13 protein-coding genes are annotated in these 16032 nt (G+C 59.7%); 2 read left to right on the top strand and 11 right to left on the bottom strand.

Annotation, left to right across the window (positions count from 1 at the left end):
* Positions 1 to 58 precede the first annotated feature (58 nt).
* The gene (locus ABJI08_RS01990) at positions 59 to 1366 is read right to left on the bottom strand and encodes a cytochrome c peroxidase (protein ID WP_348400154.1); all 1308 of its coding nucleotides are present in this window, start codon (positions 1364 to 1366) and stop codon (positions 59 to 61) included.
* Between the two features lie 94 nt (positions 1367 to 1460).
* On the opposite strand from ABJI08_RS01990, the gene ABJI08_RS01985 reads away from it, so the two are divergent.
* Positions 1461 to 2381 (top strand): LysR family transcriptional regulator, encoded by a 921-nt coding sequence (locus ABJI08_RS01985; RefSeq protein ID WP_348400153.1) that lies wholly within the window; start codon positions 1461 to 1463, stop codon positions 2379 to 2381.
* An 82-nt stretch (positions 2382 to 2463) separates the two neighbouring features.
* Here ABJI08_RS01985 and ABJI08_RS01980 read toward each other — a convergent pair whose 3' ends face one another.
* From ABJI08_RS01980 to ABJI08_RS01950, 7 genes are all read right to left on the bottom strand, one after another.
* Positions 2464 to 3168 carry a hypothetical protein gene (locus ABJI08_RS01980; RefSeq protein WP_348400152.1) on the bottom strand — a complete coding sequence of 235 codons (705 nt, stop codon included), beginning with the start codon at positions 3166 to 3168 and terminating at the stop codon, positions 2464 to 2466.
* Between the two features lie 227 nt (positions 3169 to 3395).
* Positions 3396 to 4166, bottom strand: coding sequence for a P-loop NTPase (locus tag ABJI08_RS01975; protein WP_348400151.1), 771 nt, complete (start codon positions 4164 to 4166; stop codon positions 3396 to 3398).
* An 83-nt stretch (positions 4167 to 4249) separates the two neighbouring features.
* Positions 4250 to 6367: an NAD-dependent epimerase/dehydratase family protein gene (locus ABJI08_RS01970; RefSeq protein ID WP_348400150.1), complete on the bottom strand. Its 2118-nt coding sequence runs from the start codon at positions 6365 to 6367 to the stop codon at positions 4250 to 4252.
* A 2-nt stretch (positions 6368 to 6369) separates the two neighbouring features.
* Entirely contained in the window at positions 6370 to 7335 is a 966-nt protein-coding gene (locus tag ABJI08_RS01965) for a glycosyltransferase family 2 protein (RefSeq protein ID WP_348400149.1), read from the bottom strand.
* Entirely contained in the window at positions 7332 to 8555 is a 1224-nt protein-coding gene (locus tag ABJI08_RS01960) for a glycosyltransferase (RefSeq protein WP_348400148.1), read from the bottom strand. The genes ABJI08_RS01965 and ABJI08_RS01960 overlap by 4 nt, the downstream gene beginning before the upstream one ends.
* Positions 8552 to 9517: an NAD-dependent epimerase/dehydratase family protein gene (locus ABJI08_RS01955; protein WP_348400147.1), complete on the bottom strand. Its 966-nt coding sequence runs from the start codon at positions 9515 to 9517 to the stop codon at positions 8552 to 8554. The genes ABJI08_RS01960 and ABJI08_RS01955 overlap by 4 nt, the downstream gene beginning before the upstream one ends.
* Entirely contained in the window at positions 9514 to 10647 is a 1134-nt protein-coding gene (locus ABJI08_RS01950; protein ID WP_348400146.1) for a Gfo/Idh/MocA family oxidoreductase, read from the bottom strand. Before ABJI08_RS01950 ends, ABJI08_RS01955 begins: the two co-directional genes overlap by 4 nt.
* 195 nt (positions 10648 to 10842) lie before the next feature.
* Here ABJI08_RS01950 and ABJI08_RS01945 point away from each other — a divergent pair, with 195 nt between their 5' ends.
* Positions 10843 to 11613 carry a WecB/TagA/CpsF family glycosyltransferase gene (locus tag ABJI08_RS01945; protein WP_348400145.1) on the top strand — a complete coding sequence of 257 codons (771 nt, stop codon included), beginning with the start codon at positions 10843 to 10845 and terminating at the stop codon, positions 11611 to 11613.
* Here the strand turns inward: ABJI08_RS01945 and ABJI08_RS01940 are convergent.
* From ABJI08_RS01940 to ABJI08_RS01930, 3 genes are read right to left on the bottom strand one after another with little or no spacing between them, the layout of a single operon-like run.
* Entirely contained in the window at positions 11590 to 12354 is a 765-nt protein-coding gene (locus tag ABJI08_RS01940) for an SDR family oxidoreductase (RefSeq protein WP_348400144.1), read from the bottom strand. The two genes, ABJI08_RS01945 and ABJI08_RS01940, sit on opposite strands and share 24 nt — an antisense overlap.
* A complete protein-coding gene (locus ABJI08_RS01935) occupies positions 12347 to 13906 on the bottom strand; it encodes a GMC family oxidoreductase (protein WP_348400143.1) in 1560 nt (519 codons plus the stop codon). Before ABJI08_RS01935 ends, ABJI08_RS01940 begins: the two co-directional genes overlap by 8 nt.
* Complete coding sequence (locus ABJI08_RS01930; RefSeq protein ID WP_348400142.1) at positions 13903 to 15903, bottom strand: acyltransferase family protein; 2001 nt, start codon at positions 15901 to 15903, stop codon at positions 13903 to 13905. The genes ABJI08_RS01935 and ABJI08_RS01930 overlap by 4 nt, the downstream gene beginning before the upstream one ends.
* Positions 15904 to 16032: the final 129 nt, after the last annotated feature.

Raw genomic sequence — 16032 nt, 5'->3', positions numbered from 1 at the left:
GGAACAACGAACCCAACGCCAATAGGTGTTGAGTCCCGTAATTCCGGCGTGGGTTCGGTTAATCCGGTATTGTTGTGTCGGTCAGCGCGCGCAAAAACTGTTCGATATCTGACACGTCCTGACGGCTAAGCGCATGGCCCCTGACCAGTGACAGATTGCGCCCCGGTCGGGAGTCGCTGACAGACGCTGCCACCACGCGGATGTCGGCAATTGGATCATCGGTGATCTCGCGCCCAAGCTGGGACACGGCCATCACGCGAATGGCCTCTTGCAGAGTTTCGACTGAGCCGTTGTGGAAATAAGGTGCAGTCCGCGCGACGTTGTGCAATGACGGGACGCGATATCGTGACGGTGCGCCCGCGATCAACAGGTCGTATTGCGCCATATAGGCGTTGTTCTGTGGGTAGACTGGAAAACGGCGGTAAACACCCAGCGGTTTTTCTGATCCGGCTGCCGAAAATACCGGGTCGACATGGCATCCCCGGCACCCAAATTCGTCAAACAAAGCCATCCCCCGCAAGGCGGCCTCAGACAGGGCCGCGTCATCGCCCCGGACATACCTGTCATATGGCGCGTCAGGGGTAATCAAGGTGCGTTCATAGGCGGCAATCGCCCGGGTGATGTTGCGGATGTTGATCGGGGTTTTGTCCGGGAGCACTGACTGAAATGTCGCTCTATAATATTGATTTTGTGCAACTCTGTCTTCGACGGCGGCCAATGAGGGCATCGCCATTTCCACCAGGTTAGTGAACGGGCCTTTGGCCTGTAGTTCCAGCGAGGCGGCGCGGCCATCCCAGAACAAACGGGTCAGAAAGGCGGCGTTCAAAACAGTTGGTGCGTTGCGGTCGCCGGTCTGTCCCAGATACCCGGTGGATGTGGGCGCGTTGTCGTCGCCACCATCCGTTAAGATGTGGCAGGACGCACAGGACACGCTGCGATCAAGTGACAGGTTTTTGTCGTGGAACAACATCTTTCCAAGTGCAATCTTTGCCTCGGAACTGCGATTGTCCCGGGGCTCCGGAGCCTGCCTTGGCAGGGCGCGCCATGTTCGAAATCCCAGGGGTTGCGTGTCGGCCGGTTCCGGCTGGACCGCCTCAACAGGTACCAGCGCGCGCAGTGTTTCGCGCACGGCTCTGCCGGAATGCGCCAGGGCTTGCCCGTCGGTTTGAAGCAACACGGACAGGATCAGAACTTTGATCCCGACCGACAAGACCCCCATGCCAAGCGCGCCGGACAAGACAAAGCGGGACGGCACCGAAAGGCGGGCCCGTTTGCCCAGTTCATTGGCCACCAGCGAGAGTGCCGTGACACCTACCAAAAGGCCCAGCAAGAGCGCGGGCAGGGCTGCATAAGACGTGATTTCCATCATGATCTCCCTTGTTGCCGCAAGAGTATGGGAGGTGTATATTGATACTGAAATTAAGTTCCTGAATTTTACCTATAGAAAAATGGAATAAATTGTGAAGCTGCGTCAACTTGAGTTTGCCCGCGAAATTGCCCGGACCGGATCGTTCAGCCACGCGGCGGATGTCTGCAACGCGACGCAACCGACCCTGTCCAATGCGCTGGGCCAGTTAGAGGATGAGCTGGGCGCAAAAATCTTTCACCGCACCACCCGCTCCGTGGAATTGACCCCCTATGGCGGTTATGTTCTGCCGTACCTTGAGGCGATCCTTGAGGCGCGCGACGAAATGGCAAAGGCCAGCGAGGCGTATCTGCATCCTGAGCACAAAGTGCTGCGGATCGGACTCTCTCCGCTGGTCGATATGGGATTGCTGAACGAGGTGTTAGAGCCGTATCGGCGCGAGAACCCCGATGTGTCGGTCTATTTCAAGGAATGTCTGCTGGATGATCTGGCGGGGCGGATGGACACCGGATCAGTCGACATTGCGGTCGTGCCGCGCGACATGATCGAGGCCGGATGGGATCACTTGCGGTTCTACGCCGATCCGCTGTTTTATATACCCAGCGACGGCACCGATATACCTGTCGGGCGGAACGTGACGGTTGCGTCTTTGCCTGCGTCACCCATCATCATGACCGGTGGCGGTTGTGGGTTGAACCGGTCGCTGGAACGGCTGTTTGTCCAGAATGCCGCGAATTTCACGCCCTACCCGGGGGCCGCCATCAGCTATCCGGTGATCGAACAATGGGCGGGTATCGGCATAGGCGCGGGAATTTTGCCCCGCGCCAAGCTGTCTGGCGCAAAAGACACCGCGCGGGCGCTTTTGTCAGGTGACGGCGCGCAAGCCGCGTTCGAGTTTCACTGGGTCTGGAAAACCGATCTGGCCTTTACGTCACATGTCACGGCGCTGCACGATCACATCACCAGGCGCGTGCCGTTGCTGGTGTCAGGACGGTTGGCAGAAGCAGTGCCTTAGGATTTGAATACGGCAGAATGCCAGACACGAAAAAAGGGCGCCCAAATGATCAGGCGCCCTTTGCGTTGCGCTTGAAGCGCAATCAGTTTGTAACGATGTAATAGCTGTTTCTGATCCGGCCCTGATTGACCACACCAATCAGGAAATACCCATCCCAACGTGGTGTCCACGAACAATAAAGCTGATCGGAATAGCTGACATCTTTGCAGATGACGTTGCCGTTTTCGTCTGTGACCAACAGGTCAAGATCTGCGTCGCCATCCCCGATAATTGCCAGTTCTGCAAGGCTGTTGCCATAAAACGGTACGCGGAACACGTCGGTGCGACCAGCGCGCAGACGGCTTAGCGTGCGCGAAGGCCCACCGATACGACCACGTGCACCTTCGGCCTCAACGTCTTCGATCAACCCCAGCACGGTTTCGTCCCCACCGGCCAGCTCGCGGGCCGAGGCCAGCATCATGTCAGCCGACACCGGTGCATCAGTTCCGTCGCCACCGTCTTCGACCTCAGCGGCGCCTTCGGTTGCTTTGTTTTCAACCTCGCGCTCAACATCGGTGACTTCGATCGACAAAGTGATCTGCGCCGCTGTCAGTACGGCCAGCGCATTTTTCTGCTGCATGCCATAGTTATAAAGGCTCTGCGCCATCGCGAGCTGCGCCACGGGGCCTTGCGTGCCTTGTGCATTATCGGCGACATTGGTGCCCGTTTTATCTTCGGCAAATGCAAGTGTTGCGGCACCCAAAGCGATGCTTGCAACGGCGGCCTGTATGAATGTTCTGGCTTTCATGAAAGGTTTTGCTCCTGAACTAATGCCCGGTTATCGGGCGGTATCTGTAGCCGGATATTGGCACTGCTGTGATCAATCACAAAGCCCTACTTGATGACAAATACGGTCAGAATTCGCGGACACAGCGCAAAATATTGCAAAACACAACTTTCAGGAGAAAAGTCATTTTAGTGGGCGAGTTAATGGGGAATGCGATGTCGCAAAGCAAGCCGCGCGTCAGGGCGGTCTCAGAACGAAACTTTGCCCTCGGCCTTGTTCAGCATGACACCCAAAAGCGGTTTCACTTCGCTGAGCATCTGTTCGACCTTGGTGATGTCTTCGGCGGTTGAAACGCCACCGCCAGCAACCACAAGCACGCCGTCGACATTGGGCAAAACCGCAAGAACGTCATCATGTTCCAGCGCAGGGGGCAGATCAAACAGCATCAGTTCCGGGCACAAAAGGTCCTGCAATTCGTCCAGCACGTCGGCTGTCATCGTGTCCTGAAACAGCTCTGCGGCGTCCATTTCCGAGGTGCCGTTCAGCCCAAAGGCCAGGTTTGAGCGGGTGCGTATCAGAAACTCTTCGGGATCAAGGCTGCCTTGCAGATATTCTGCCATGCTGTGTTTGGCCTTCAGGCCCAAAGTGCTGTGCAGCGAAGGCGCACGCATATCAAGGTCAAGCACGATGCTGCGCGAGGCTTCCAGCCGGGACACTGAATAGGCGAGATTTGCCGTCACAAAACTGCTGCCGCATCCACGGGTTGGGGCAGTCACGGCGACGCGGGTCCAGCCCTGTTCGTTCAGGGCCTGCAAAAGACGGGTACGCAACATGTCAAACGCGGCATGGGCGGGGTCGCTGCGTGCTGCGCTGATCACGTGGTTGCGCGCCAGAATGTCAGCATCCGGTTCGATCAAGGGCAGGCTTTGCCAGTACAAATCAGGATCGTGCACGGCCGGAAGCCGGTCTTTGGCCTCGTCCGTGTCAAATTCGATATCGTCGGTTTGATCCTCGATCATGGTATCACCTGATATAGTCGTTGCCCCTGTTTAGCAGGGGAATGCGGACAAAAAAATGGCGCGAATGCGGAGTCTTGTGCCGTTCAGAACCCAAACAGATCGGCGTCGTCGATGGCCTTGCGCAGGAAATTGTCGCGGCGGGGTTCAGGCGTCCAGCCCAAAACCTGTTTTGGCAGCGCATTGTCAAACGGTGAAAAATGCGCCCGGCTTTTCCAGTCGGACAGCGAAGGATTGGTCAGCCCGCCACGACGCAGCACATGTTTCTTAAGCGCGTATTTGACCGAAGCAGAGGCATAAAATGCGGTCAGATTACCGGGTTTGACCTTGATACGGGCCCCCAGACGGGCATGGATCGCATTGAAATAATCCTGTGCGGACAGCATCGGGTCGCCAACAAGGTTAAAGCTTTGCCCGATGGCGTCTTCGGTTTCGGCCATCAGGATCAGGGCCTCTGCGATGTCCTCATTCAACACAAACGGCAAAATGTGCCGCCCTTTGCCCCAGATCCGCACAGCACCCGCGCCATGCCAGCGCCCGATGCCCCAGTGTTGCAGCGGGCCACCTTTGCCCACCACAATTCCGGGGCGGGCAATCACTAGCGGCAGAGCGTATTTGCGGTGCATCTCAAGCAGTCGCGCCTCGCATTCCGCTTTGGAGCGGGCATAGATGTTGCGGTCTGACATGTCGTCGTCAAACCCGGTCTGTTCAGTGATTGTCGTACCCGGGTCGGACATATCATAGCTGGCAATGGTGCCGGTATAGATGAAGCGTTGCACGCCACAGGCATTGGCCGCGCGCGCGATGGTTTCGGTCACGCCCACGTCGTTTTTCAGCGCAGCGTCCCATGTGGCGTCCATGGATTTGCCAAGGTGATACACAATGTCGATACCCTCCATCGCCCCGGCCAGCTGGTCGGGGTTGGACAGCGACGCACCATAAAGTTCGACATGATCGGCAATGTCATCAAACGGGCCGGACTGTCCGCGTGACAACACCCGTACATCGCGCCCGCACGCGACCCATGCACGGGTCAGATCGCGCCCGATAAAGCCGGTACCGCCGATGATCAGCACGCTGGGTTTGGGCTTTTTGCGGGTCTTTGGTTTGGGCTTCTTTTCCGGTTTCGGCATATGCGCCAATGCCGCGTCAATGGCTGTCATCACCTGAACGGCGCTGTCGCCGTCAAAGCGTTTGTCCAACGGGCGCCCGGTGCGAATAGCGGTGTAAAACGCCGAGGTCATCCCCGCAAAGCTCAGCCCATAAGGCGATTTGCGGTTCAGAGATACAAGCTGGCGGGTGCCATTCACCACACCTTCGCGCAGATGCTGACCCGACAAGGACAGCTGCCGCAGCAATGGGTTGGCGACAATATCGGCGGCGTTTTGCGCGTCGACCACCAGCACATCGCTGGCATAGTCATAGCGTGCGGTCCCGGTTGAGCCATGCAGTGTCAGCGACCGGTCGTCCATGGTTTCCACCAGAGACAGGTTGATGGTGACCGCCACATCCCCGGCCGTCGCCAGAATGCGCAGGCTTTGCGGACGCGTGGTGTCTCCGGGCAGGGCAATCGATTTGGACAGGCTGACATGTTCGATGTCGAGCGGGCCAAACAGATCGACGGCAAAAGCAAAAAGATGCGGTCCCAGTTCCAGCAACAGGTTGTTGGGGTCACGCAACAACCACAACCCAAACGGGCCAGAGCGCAGCGGTGCCAGCGGGAAATGCCAATTGATTTCCGCCGCAGCCACCCGTCCCAGCTGACCGGTTTCATGGGCCGTGCGCAGGCGTTCATAGCCGGGTGTGCCAAGGAAATTGTGACCGGCGGAAAAAATGCGGCCTGCGGTTTGGGCAGCGTCATGTATCGCCTGCGTATCCGGCCCCGACAGCGCCACAGGTTTTTCGACCAGCACATGTTGACCGGCGTTCAGACAGGTTTCGGCCAGCGCGCGGTGGCTTTGGGGCGGCGTGACGATGTGCACGGCGTCGCAAATACCGGCCTCAAGCATGGTGGTCAGGTCGCTGTAGGGCGCTATGCCATAGGTTTCCGCCAATGCCACCGCCGCTGACTGCGACGTGTCGCACACAGCCACCAGATCAACGCCCGGCGTGGCCAGAATGGCCCCGGCGTGCCAATCGGCAATATAGCCTGCGCCCAAAAGGGCGGCGCGAATGGGGCGGTCAGTATTCAGGTCGGAAATCATGGTCACTTATACTCGATAATGCGCATGGCGCGGCCACACAGGCGGCGCCAGTGAAAGACAGTCATGCCAATCATGTTTGGCAGCTTGGACAGGGTGAGCAGGCGGGCATGACGGCGGGCCTCCCACGTGGGCAACCCTTCGGCGACCAAGCCTTTGCCGGTGCGGATGTATGACAGCGCGTAAATGGCCAGCACCGCCAGAAACAACAGCCCCGACTGGCACAGACCGACCACCGCCAAAAGCGGCAGGATCAACCCATAGGCCAGCACCCGAATTTGTTCGCGCCGGAAATAGGGCGGATGCATCCAGCCGACCTGCGCAAATCCGTGCCCTGATCGTACGCCGCGTGTCCACCATTGCCGAAATGTCAGCATGGCCGCGTCATGGCGGGTCATCTCCAACGGCAAGCGGCGCAGTTTCCAGCCCGATTTGGCCAGCCGCACACAAAATTCGTCGTCTTCTGCTGCAATGACCGTGGCGTCAAACCCACCGGCAGCCTGAAAGGCGGCGCTGCGCAGCATCATGTCGCCACCACAGGCGGCAATCTCGCCCGCCGGGCGGTGCCATTCAAAATCGCACAACGCGTTGTAAATCGAACGTTCCGGGTAAAGCTCGGCGCGCCAGCCGGTGATTAGCCCCAGCGCCGGATCTGCACGCAGCGCGGTTTCGCCCGCTTCGATCCATCCGGGCACAACAATGCAATCGCCATCCACAAACTGAATGAATTCGGGCAGGTCGCCAGACTGTTTCAGCGCCTCGAACCCGGCCTGACGGGCGCGGGCGGCGGTAAAGGGCAGGGTGTCGTCCAGCTCGACCACAAGCGCGCCGGCGGCACGTGCTTCGGCAACGGAATTGTCCCAGCTGCCGCTGTCGACATAGACAATCTCCACACCCTGAGCGGTCAGCGACTGCAGGCAGGCAATCAACCGGTTGCCTTCGTTGCGACCGATGACAATGGCGGAGGTCATGGCGTGCCCTCATCATCCATCAACGCGCCCAGACGCAGGGCTTCTTTGGTGACATCATAGGCCGCCTCGACACGCGCGCGTCCGACAATCCCCATACCTGTGGCGCGCGACGGGTTGCCAATGACCTTGGCAATCGCCTGTGCCAGCGCGTCCGGATCGCCGGGCGGGACCAGCAGGCCCGACCCACCGTCGGTGACCAATTCGGGAATGCCCGCGATTTGTGTGGCAACCACCGGGCGTTTGGCGGCCATGGCCTCCATCAACACAACAGGCACGCCTTCGGCAAAGCTGGGCAGCACAAACAGGTCGCTTGCAATCAGCGCCTCGGCGACTTCGGATTGCGATTTGTACCCGGCAAAGGACACATGGTCCGTCAGACCTGCGGTTTCGACTTGAGATTCCAGCGCCGCCCGACCGGAACCGTCACCGATCACGGTCAGATGCAGCTTAGGAAAATCCGGCACCAGCGTTTCCAGCGCGCGCAGCAGGATTGGCAGACCTTTCACAGGGGCAAGCCGTCCGACAAACAATAGATTGTGCCCCATCGGGTCTTCGAAATTGGTGTAGCGGTCCGGGTCGACGCCGCAATGCACGATATGCAGCTTGCTCCAATGGCGCGGATCGGAAAACGCCATCGCCTGAGACCGGCAAAAATGGCTGATGCACGAGACAAAACGGGCGCGGGCAATTTTTTCATCCAAGCGCCAGTGGTCCGGCGCAAAGAATATGTCCGGCCCATGCAGGGTAAAGCTGTAGGGAATGCCGGAAATTTCCGACGTCAGCATCGCGACCGTACAGGATGATTTGGCAATGTGGTTGTGCAGATGGCGCACGTTCTTTTTGCGCAGGTGTGCCGCCAGCACACCGGCCTCGGCAAAATAGAACAGCTGAAATAACAACGCCTTAATCCCGCCGGGGGACGTGCGAAGTGCGAGCCAGAGCGCGCGGAAATACCGTTTTGGACTGCGCAGCAGCGCCTGAAAATGGCACAGGATCAAATGGACAAGCCGTGCGGCAGGCAAGACGTAAAACGTGTTGGCGGCTTCGGCCTTTTGTTCGTCTCCCACCAGATGTTCGGTTCCGGTGCGGCGCACGGAACAGGTGATCACCTCGCGCCCCTGCGCGCGCAACGCGGCGACCTCACGCTGAATGAACGTGTCGGTGGCACGGGGGTATTCCCCCGTCAAATAGGCGATGGGCTGTTCTGATGTTTCGGTCACTTTGTCAGACTCTGCTCGATCTCGATTGCACGTGTCATAGACGTTTCAAACGGCAGCATTGTGACCGGGCCAAGGCGTTTGTGCATCCGGTCATTCCCATAGCGCAGCGGTTTGTGGCGCGCTTCCAGTACCGGACGGCTGAGCAGCCCCGGCATGCGACGTCCGTTGGGGGTGATTTTTGCCAGAAGCCGAGCCAATCCAAGCGGAAGGTGCAGCGCCACTTTGGGCCAGCCGGATTGACGAAATACCTTCAGAAACCGGTCTCGATCCGGCAAGGCGTCGTCGAATATATTTATGGTTTCTATGTCGTTGGGCGATTGTGCTGCGCGGATCAGGCATTCCGCCAGCAGGTTCACTTCGATCACCGGAACCTTGCCGCCGCCGTCGATCATGGCAATCACCGGGCCAACCGCAGGACCGATATGCGCATTAAAGGCCCGTCCGGGGCCAAAAACCGCGCCCGGTCGCAGAACCGACAAGGTGAACCCGTGCTGGCACGCTGCGTCCCGGAACAAGTGCTCCTGTTCCAACTTGGCCGCCGAATAGGCATCACGTCCCTGCATCAGCAACGGGCAGTCTTCGTTCAGCGTGTCATGGTCCTTGAGCGCCATCACGTCATAGACCGAGATTGAGCTGACCAGAACCACATGCGGAACTTTGGCGCTGACAATCGCCTCGAGCAACGTGCGGCTGGCCATCATCGTGTCGCGCGCATGATCGCCTGCCAGCGTGCCCGCAGTATGAACAACCGCAAACGCGCCTTCCAGTTGCCGGGCAAGGCCCTCTGGCACGGTCAGGTCGTGTTCGCGAATATCGATGCCGCGATCTTCGTGCCAAAGTTCAGGCGCGGCATGGGCGCGCCGCACCAGCGCCCGCACGGGTACGTCGATCAGCCGGGCATAGGCGACCGTGTGGCGTCCGATGAAACCGGATGCGCCGGTGATCGCGACGGGGCCGCTCATGTTGCCCAACTCATTGGCGCAACCGGATCACAGCGGGTGGTCATAACTTGTGCCCCTGTGTCCTCGCCTGCGTTTTGAATGGCCAGCGTGACCTCGTTCAGGTGCAGCGCAAAGTCAGACGACAATCGGCACGGGCGCCCCTCAGACAGCGCTTCCAGCATTTCCGCCGGACCCAGGGCAAAGTTCATTGCCGCCGCCCCCCAGCGTTCGACCTTGGGATGGGTTGTCTGAGCCAGCCGCATGCGTTTTCCAATCGGGTGCTCGATCAGGCGGCGGCGCAAAACAAACCGCTTGTGGAATCGCACTGAGGCCTCGTTGTCCCATGCCTGTTTGACCTGAAGCACGCCTTTGTCGCCAAACACCCGGATGCGGTGATCATGCGATGCTACAATGGAACAAGTCAGGCGTGCCGTGACGCCATTCTCGAAAAACAAGGTGGCCGTGGAAAAATCGGCGGTGCCTGTCACGGACTTGTCAGGCAATGTTTCCGCAGATGCAGCCACCACCCTGCGCACAGAGCCGAACATGCCAATCAGCCATGTCAGGTAATATCCGGCATGTTCCAGCGTACATCCTACGCGGAATTCATCTTCTGCAGGCCACGGCGCACCGGAGTCGCTTTGCCAGTCGGGGTACGGCGCTTGAGGGATGAAACCATCGTCCAGCTCTGCATAGACCAGGCGCACCGGGCCACAGACATCGTCGCGCACTGCCTTGGCCAGTGTTTGTGCAGCTTCGCCCAGCACGGAACAGGGGGCCGATGCCAACATCAGGCCCTTTTCTGCAGCCAATGCGTGCAACTGGCGGGCGTGTTCCATCTGCATGGCCAGCGGTTTTTCTGAATAGACGTGGTGGCCCGCGCTCAGGCAGGCATGGGTGACGTCAAAATGCGCGTCCGGGTTGGTGAGGTTGATCACTACAGAACCAACCGGAAGATTGCCGAGAAACCGGTCAAACGTTTCGGCGCTTCGCAGCTTCCAGTGATCCGCAAACGCCGCAAGCCGGGCCGGATTGTGATCAAATACTTGCGTCACGGCGATATCGGGATGTTTCGCGAGCGAGCGCATATAGAGGTCAGCGACAAAGCCGCAACCGACGATAGACAGTGACTTTTTCGGTCTGTCGTTCATGCTGATCTGCCTTTGCCCGCTGTGTTTTGGCAAAGTATAGGGCAAGACTGCTCCGAGGCCAGCGCTGCGGCATGTTAAGCGCGTGTTTGTGGCGCGCAGGAACCACTTTGATATCAAAGTGGACTAAAGGTTCTGGTCCGCACCGACCCAGATGCTAGGGTTGCGCCGACACAGTTCGGATGTTGGAGTGGATTCGTGGAATTTCAGGCGCTTGACGGGCCAGTCACGGTCAATATCCCAACCGCATCGGACTTGGAAAAAGCTGTCGTCACGCGGTTTGAGACAGGTGAGGGGTTTGCTTTGGCGACCATCAACCTTGATCACCTCGTAAAGCTAGGTCAGGACGCGGAATTTGCCGCCGCTTATCGAGCTCAGGATTTTGTTGTGGCTGATGGCAATCCCGTCGTGTGGTTGGCCAAACTGGCGCAGCAGCCTGTTGAGCTGATGCCCGGTGCTGATCTGGTGGTGCCGCTGGCGGAGATGGCGGCGCGATCTGGCGTAACCGTGGCTTTGATCGGGTCTACTGAGGCTTCGTTAGAGTTGGCGGGAATGGCGTTATGCGCCCGGGTGCCGGGATTGGTGATTGCGACGCGCATTGCCCCGCCGATGGGGTTTGATGCCGACAGTGCCGCGGCCAACACACTGCTACGCAAAATTGTCGACAGCGGTGCCGGAATGGCCTTTCTGGCGCTGGGCGCGCCCAAGCAAGAGCAGCTGGCCGCGCGTGGGCGGGTTGTTGCCCCCGGGGTTGGGTTTGCCGGTATTGGTGCAGGGCTGGATTTTCTGGCCGGGTCGCAAAAACGCGCGCCAAAGTGGGTTCAGCGCTTGGCGCTGGAATGGTTATGGCGGTTGCTCAGCAATCCGGCGCGGCTGGTCGGGCGCTATGCGCACTGTATCGCGATTTTGCCCCGCCTGACCCGCGATGCGCTGCGGTTGCGGCGCTCAAACGGCGATTCTGCGGGCTGACCGACGCCGCATCAACAACACGTCTTTTAGTTTTTCCTTAAGCCCGCGCGGCGGCAGGATTTCGCGATCCATCTCAAACACTGCACCGTTCAGAGACCGGTCGGACCACAAGGCCAGTGCCGCGCCCCAACCGGCGGCAATTTCGGGGTCCAGCCCCTCGGGAATACCCATATCGGTGGCCAGCATGCCCGGCATCCACGTGGTGATCACGATGCCCGGCAACCGGTCGCCCAAATCAGCCACCAACGTGCGGGAAAAGATCGTGCAGGCGCCTTTGGATACGCTGTAGGCGGCGCTGCAAGGGGGCGGTGCGATGTCGGAAAAGCTGGACACATTCACGATGCGCCCCTGTCCGGTTTCGCCCATGTCCTGCAACGCCTCACGCGTGCAGGCGACCATGCCGCCAAGGTTGGTGTTCACTGTGGCCATAAAGCTGTCGGCGGTTTCGTCAAAGATATCGCGATGAGGATACACACCGGCATTGTTGATCAGAATTGTCACAGGGGTGATGGCGCGCACCTGCTGAAACGCGGATTTGACAGATTTCGGGTCTGATACATCCGCCGGGATCGCCGTAAATCCCGCGCCTGCCAATTTCGCTGTGCCCTCTAGCGCCCCGGCACGCCGCCCCATCCCGGCGACCCGCACCCCTTTGGCACAAAGAGCAATGGCCAATGCCCGCCCCAGCCCGGATCCGGCACCGGTGACAACGGCCATGTGGTCTGGCGTCCGGTCAGTCATGCGGGGTCTCCTTTTGCAGGTCTTCAAACAGGTGATCGCCAACGCGCAGCGCATTGGCCGCAATCGTCAGGCTGGGGTTCACACCCATGGATGTTGGCATGAAGCTGGCATCCGCAACCCAAAGATTATCAATCGCATGTGCGCGGCAGTCCCGGTTCAGGACGCTGTTTTGGGGATCATCGCCAAATCGCAACGTCCCGCAGGGATGGCCATAATTCAGATCAGGTCCGCGGCCCAGAAACACCGAACGCACCCCTTTCAGGCCCTTGCGAATGGCCTTGCGAAACGCCTTGCGGCGGGTGCGCAATTCCGGTGCGATGTCGTATGAGATGGCCAGCTTGTCTGGCGCGTCAGGGTCAAACAGCACACGGTTTTGCGCATAGGGCAGGTCTTCCAGAATGCCGACAAAAATCTTGGCATTGCCAAACAGACGCACAGCCATGGCAGCAGGCAGGCGGGTCAGTTGGCGCAAGGTTTTGAAACGCCGCAGAACAGAGCGGTCAAAGGCCATGTTCAGGTAGTGCACAATCTCGCCATAGCGCGCCTCGATCCCCATCGCCTGCACCATGCCAAGGCGCAGGCCCCCACTTTGGTAAAGGTCCCGGAACGCCAGCGCCTTGGTTGGGGCCGGGCTGTCATGACCGCGCCCCGGCCACAGGGCGAACATTTCGGACAGGTGGAACATCAGGTTGCGCCCCACCATCCCGGACCCGTTGGCCAAATCGCCAGAGGCCATCAGCAACCGGGGCGAACTGAGCGCCCCGGCAGCCAGAACATATGCGCGCGCGGTCAGCGTGATTTGCGTGTCATGGCGCCGCGCCGAAAGGCCGGTGATCTGGCCATTCTGGCTGTGCAATTGGGTCACCTCACACAGGTCCAGCACCCGGGCATGCTCGGTCGCCAGGGCCGGTTCCACCCCGGCAGAACGCCCATCCATCTTGCAGGCGCGGGGGCATTTTGAACCCAGACACATCTGGCATCCCTCCAGATGCCGCAATGCCAAATGACCCTGATAAGGGTGCAATCCTGCGCGCTGCATGGCCTGCATCAGTGCCTTGTCAGCGGGCGGCATGGTGGGGCCTTGTGGAAGGTCGACCGCGTCGCCCAATGGATCGGCGCTGCCACAGACGTGAAATAGACGTTCCGCCTGTTCGAAATAGGGGCGCATTTCGGCGTAACTAACCGGCCATCCGCCAGTTGGGTGCGCCATGTCCGGGCTGTTGTCCAGATCATGCGGTTCGGGGCGTTCCAGCGTGGCGGCATAAAACACCGATGATCCGCCCACACCGGCCCCCAGAGGCGCGTTGAACATGGTGTCGATCCCGTCAATCCGGGCATGCATCGGTTCGGGCCAATAGCCGCGCACCAGACGCGCCTGCTTGTCCCAGATGTCTGCGCTCAGCTCGGTTTCTTCGGCGCGCAACCCGGCAGGGCCGCGTTCGACAAACAAAACGGACATCCCTCGTTCGGCCAACCGCCGCCCGATGGTGCCGCCGCCCATGCCGGTGCCAATCACAATTACGTCCCACCGGGTGTCCTGGAGGTCGGTCATGGCTGTGCCCCGCCGAAGATGGGCGCAAACATGCTGCGCATCGCCTTCGCGGCTGTGTTGGTGATGTGGTTGTTGTCGAAATAGAACCCCTGACCGTTCTGTATGGCATCGCACAGGAACTGATCACACAGCATGGGCCACGGATCGATCACTTGGGCACCGCTAGCGTCCACCGCGTTTTGACCCGAGGCCGCACGGCGTTCTGCATCACTGCGGGTGACTTGTGCAACCTTGCGGGCGTCTTGGGGCGTGATGCGCTTATGTGCCAGTGCGCGCGCCATATCTGGGGCGGCATAGGCGTCAATTTCCGGCGGCTGACGCAGCACAAAGACGTTGAGGTCGCGCACCGACAAAGACGCAATCGTGTCCTTGAGCGCCTGCGCCAGAAGCTGATCCTGAGGCAGGCCCGCGTCGGTCACGCCTTGCAGTGTGATCGTATTATGCGCGTCAATTCCGATGCCTGTTCCGGTCGCATAATAGGCCCAGCGTCCAATCAACAGCACATCACGAATGTCCGGCGTTGCCTCAATCGCCGCCCGAATTTGGTCATTGGCGGCGCGACAGGCGCGGTTTTGCGTGGCCGTCGCGCTGTTTTCGATTTTCTCCAGATCAAAGACCGGCGGGCACCCTGCGCGCCAGATCACCAACGCAGCCCGGCCTTGCTCCTGGGCGGCCAGTGCCAGCCCTTCGTAAAAGGCGCGCACATGGCTGTCGCCCCAGATCAACAATGTCGCGGTCTGGTCCGCTGGTCCAATGGGGCAGGTTTCCAACCCTTTCAGCGGGCCGGTGTCAGGCGTGGTGCAGCGCGAAAAATCCTGCAGGAAATCGCCGGATGCCGCGATGTGCACCTGCGTTTCTTGTCCAAACCGACCTGGCAAACCATCGGCGCGAAAGATCACCGCGCTTGCACCCACCAGCAGGACGGATGCCAACGCGGCACCTGCCAGCACTCCCCTGCCTGTCAGGTTTTTTGCGCCTCTGACCGGTTGCTCAATGAACCGCCATGACAGCGCGGCAAGGACCAGACAAAGACCAATCCAAAGCCCGGTTTCGATGATGCCTGAATAGGCCCCGCGCACATAGGTCGACAGGGTCAGAACCGGCCAGTGCCACAGATACAGCGAATAGGAAATCAAACCGATTGCCACCGGCCCGCGCATCGACAGCGCGCGGTTTACCGGATTTGCATGCTGTCCGTTCAGCAACAACAAAACGGTACCTGCGACGGGTATGAGGGCTTGCCAGCCGGGGAACCCATAGCCGGGCTGGATGAATGCGATACCCGCCAACACCAATGCCAGCCCTGCCCAGCTGAGCCACGCGCCATAGCGCCAGTCTGTTGCACGCTCAGCGCCCCAGACGGCCAGCAATACTCCGGCCAAAAGCTCCCATGCGCGGAACGGAAACAGATAAAATGCGGCGGTGTGGGCGCGGCTGGTCATGGGGATGGAACTGGCCAGTGACAGCACAAACAAGGCCACAAAGGCGCCGATCATCGCGCCGCGCGACCGGCCCAGCAACAGGAACACCAGCGGCAGGAACAGATAGAACTGTTCCTCGACCGACAGCGACCACGTGTGCAGCAGCACTTTGTCCTCGGCCGCCCCGTCAAAATATCCCGACTGGCGAAAGAACAGCACATTGGACAAATACACAGTGGCGGCGATCACGCCCTTAGCGGTTTCGCGAAAATCATACGGCAGCAGGATCACCCAGCCGACAACCAGCACAGCGGCGGACATGGCGACATAGGCCGGGGCCAGACGACGGATGCGGCGCAGATAAAACCGCCCCAGCGACAAACGACCGGTCATGGTTTTCTCGCGCCACAAAATGCCGCCAATCAGAAAACCCGAGATGACAAAGAAGATATCAACGCCGACAAACCCGCCCGAAAGGCCGGGCAGTCCGAAATGATACAGCACCACCGCCAGAACGGCGATGGCGCGCAGCCCATCGATTTCAGCCCTGTGGGGCGCTGTGGTGGTCTGGCGCATTGGCCGGAACATCCTGCTCTTAGTGGTGTTGGGCCTCAGCAAAACACTGTGGCACGGTTGGCATCAAGATTAAGCGGTGTGCAGTCCGAAGTTGCGAAACAACAGAGGTTTTGCGACAACGTTTTCAGG

The organism is Shimia sp. (genome assembly GCF_039969785.1).
Classification (GTDB): Bacteria; Pseudomonadota; Alphaproteobacteria; order Rhodobacterales; family Rhodobacteraceae; genus Shimia.
The sequence above is the reverse complement of the archived record's forward strand: the minus strand, read 5'-3'. Positions and strand labels throughout refer to the sequence as shown.

Excerpts from the sequence above, each read along its gene's own strand:
- ABJI08_RS01965 (WP_348400149.1), bottom strand. The coding sequence starts at position 7,335 with ATGACCTCCGCCATTGTCATCGGTCGCAACGAAGGCAACCGGTTGATT.
- ABJI08_RS01930 (WP_348400142.1), bottom strand. The coding sequence starts at position 15,903 with ATGCGCCAGACCACCACAGCGCCCCACAGGGCTGAAATCGATGGGCTG.
- ABJI08_RS01990 (WP_348400154.1), bottom strand. The coding sequence starts at position 1,366 with ATGGAAATCACGTCTTATGCAGCCCTGCCCGCGCTCTTGCTGGGCCTT.
- ABJI08_RS01980 (WP_348400152.1), bottom strand. The coding sequence starts at position 3,168 with ATGAAAGCCAGAACATTCATACAGGCCGCCGTTGCAAGCATCGCTTTG.
- ABJI08_RS01975 (WP_348400151.1), bottom strand. The coding sequence starts at position 4,166 with ATGATCGAGGATCAAACCGACGATATCGAATTTGACACGGACGAGGCC.
- ABJI08_RS01955 (WP_348400147.1), bottom strand. The coding sequence starts at position 9,517 with ATGAGCGGCCCCGTCGCGATCACCGGCGCATCCGGTTTCATCGGACGC.
- ABJI08_RS01935 (WP_348400143.1), bottom strand. The coding sequence starts at position 13,906 with ATGACCGACCTCCAGGACACCCGGTGGGACGTAATTGTGATTGGCACC.
- ABJI08_RS01950 (WP_348400146.1), bottom strand. The coding sequence starts at position 10,647 with ATGAACGACAGACCGAAAAAGTCACTGTCTATCGTCGGTTGCGGCTTT.
- ABJI08_RS01940 (WP_348400144.1), bottom strand. The coding sequence starts at position 12,354 with ATGACTGACCGGACGCCAGACCACATGGCCGTTGTCACCGGTGCCGGA.
- ABJI08_RS01970 (WP_348400150.1), bottom strand. The coding sequence starts at position 6,367 with ATGATTTCCGACCTGAATACTGACCGCCCCATTCGCGCCGCCCTTTTG.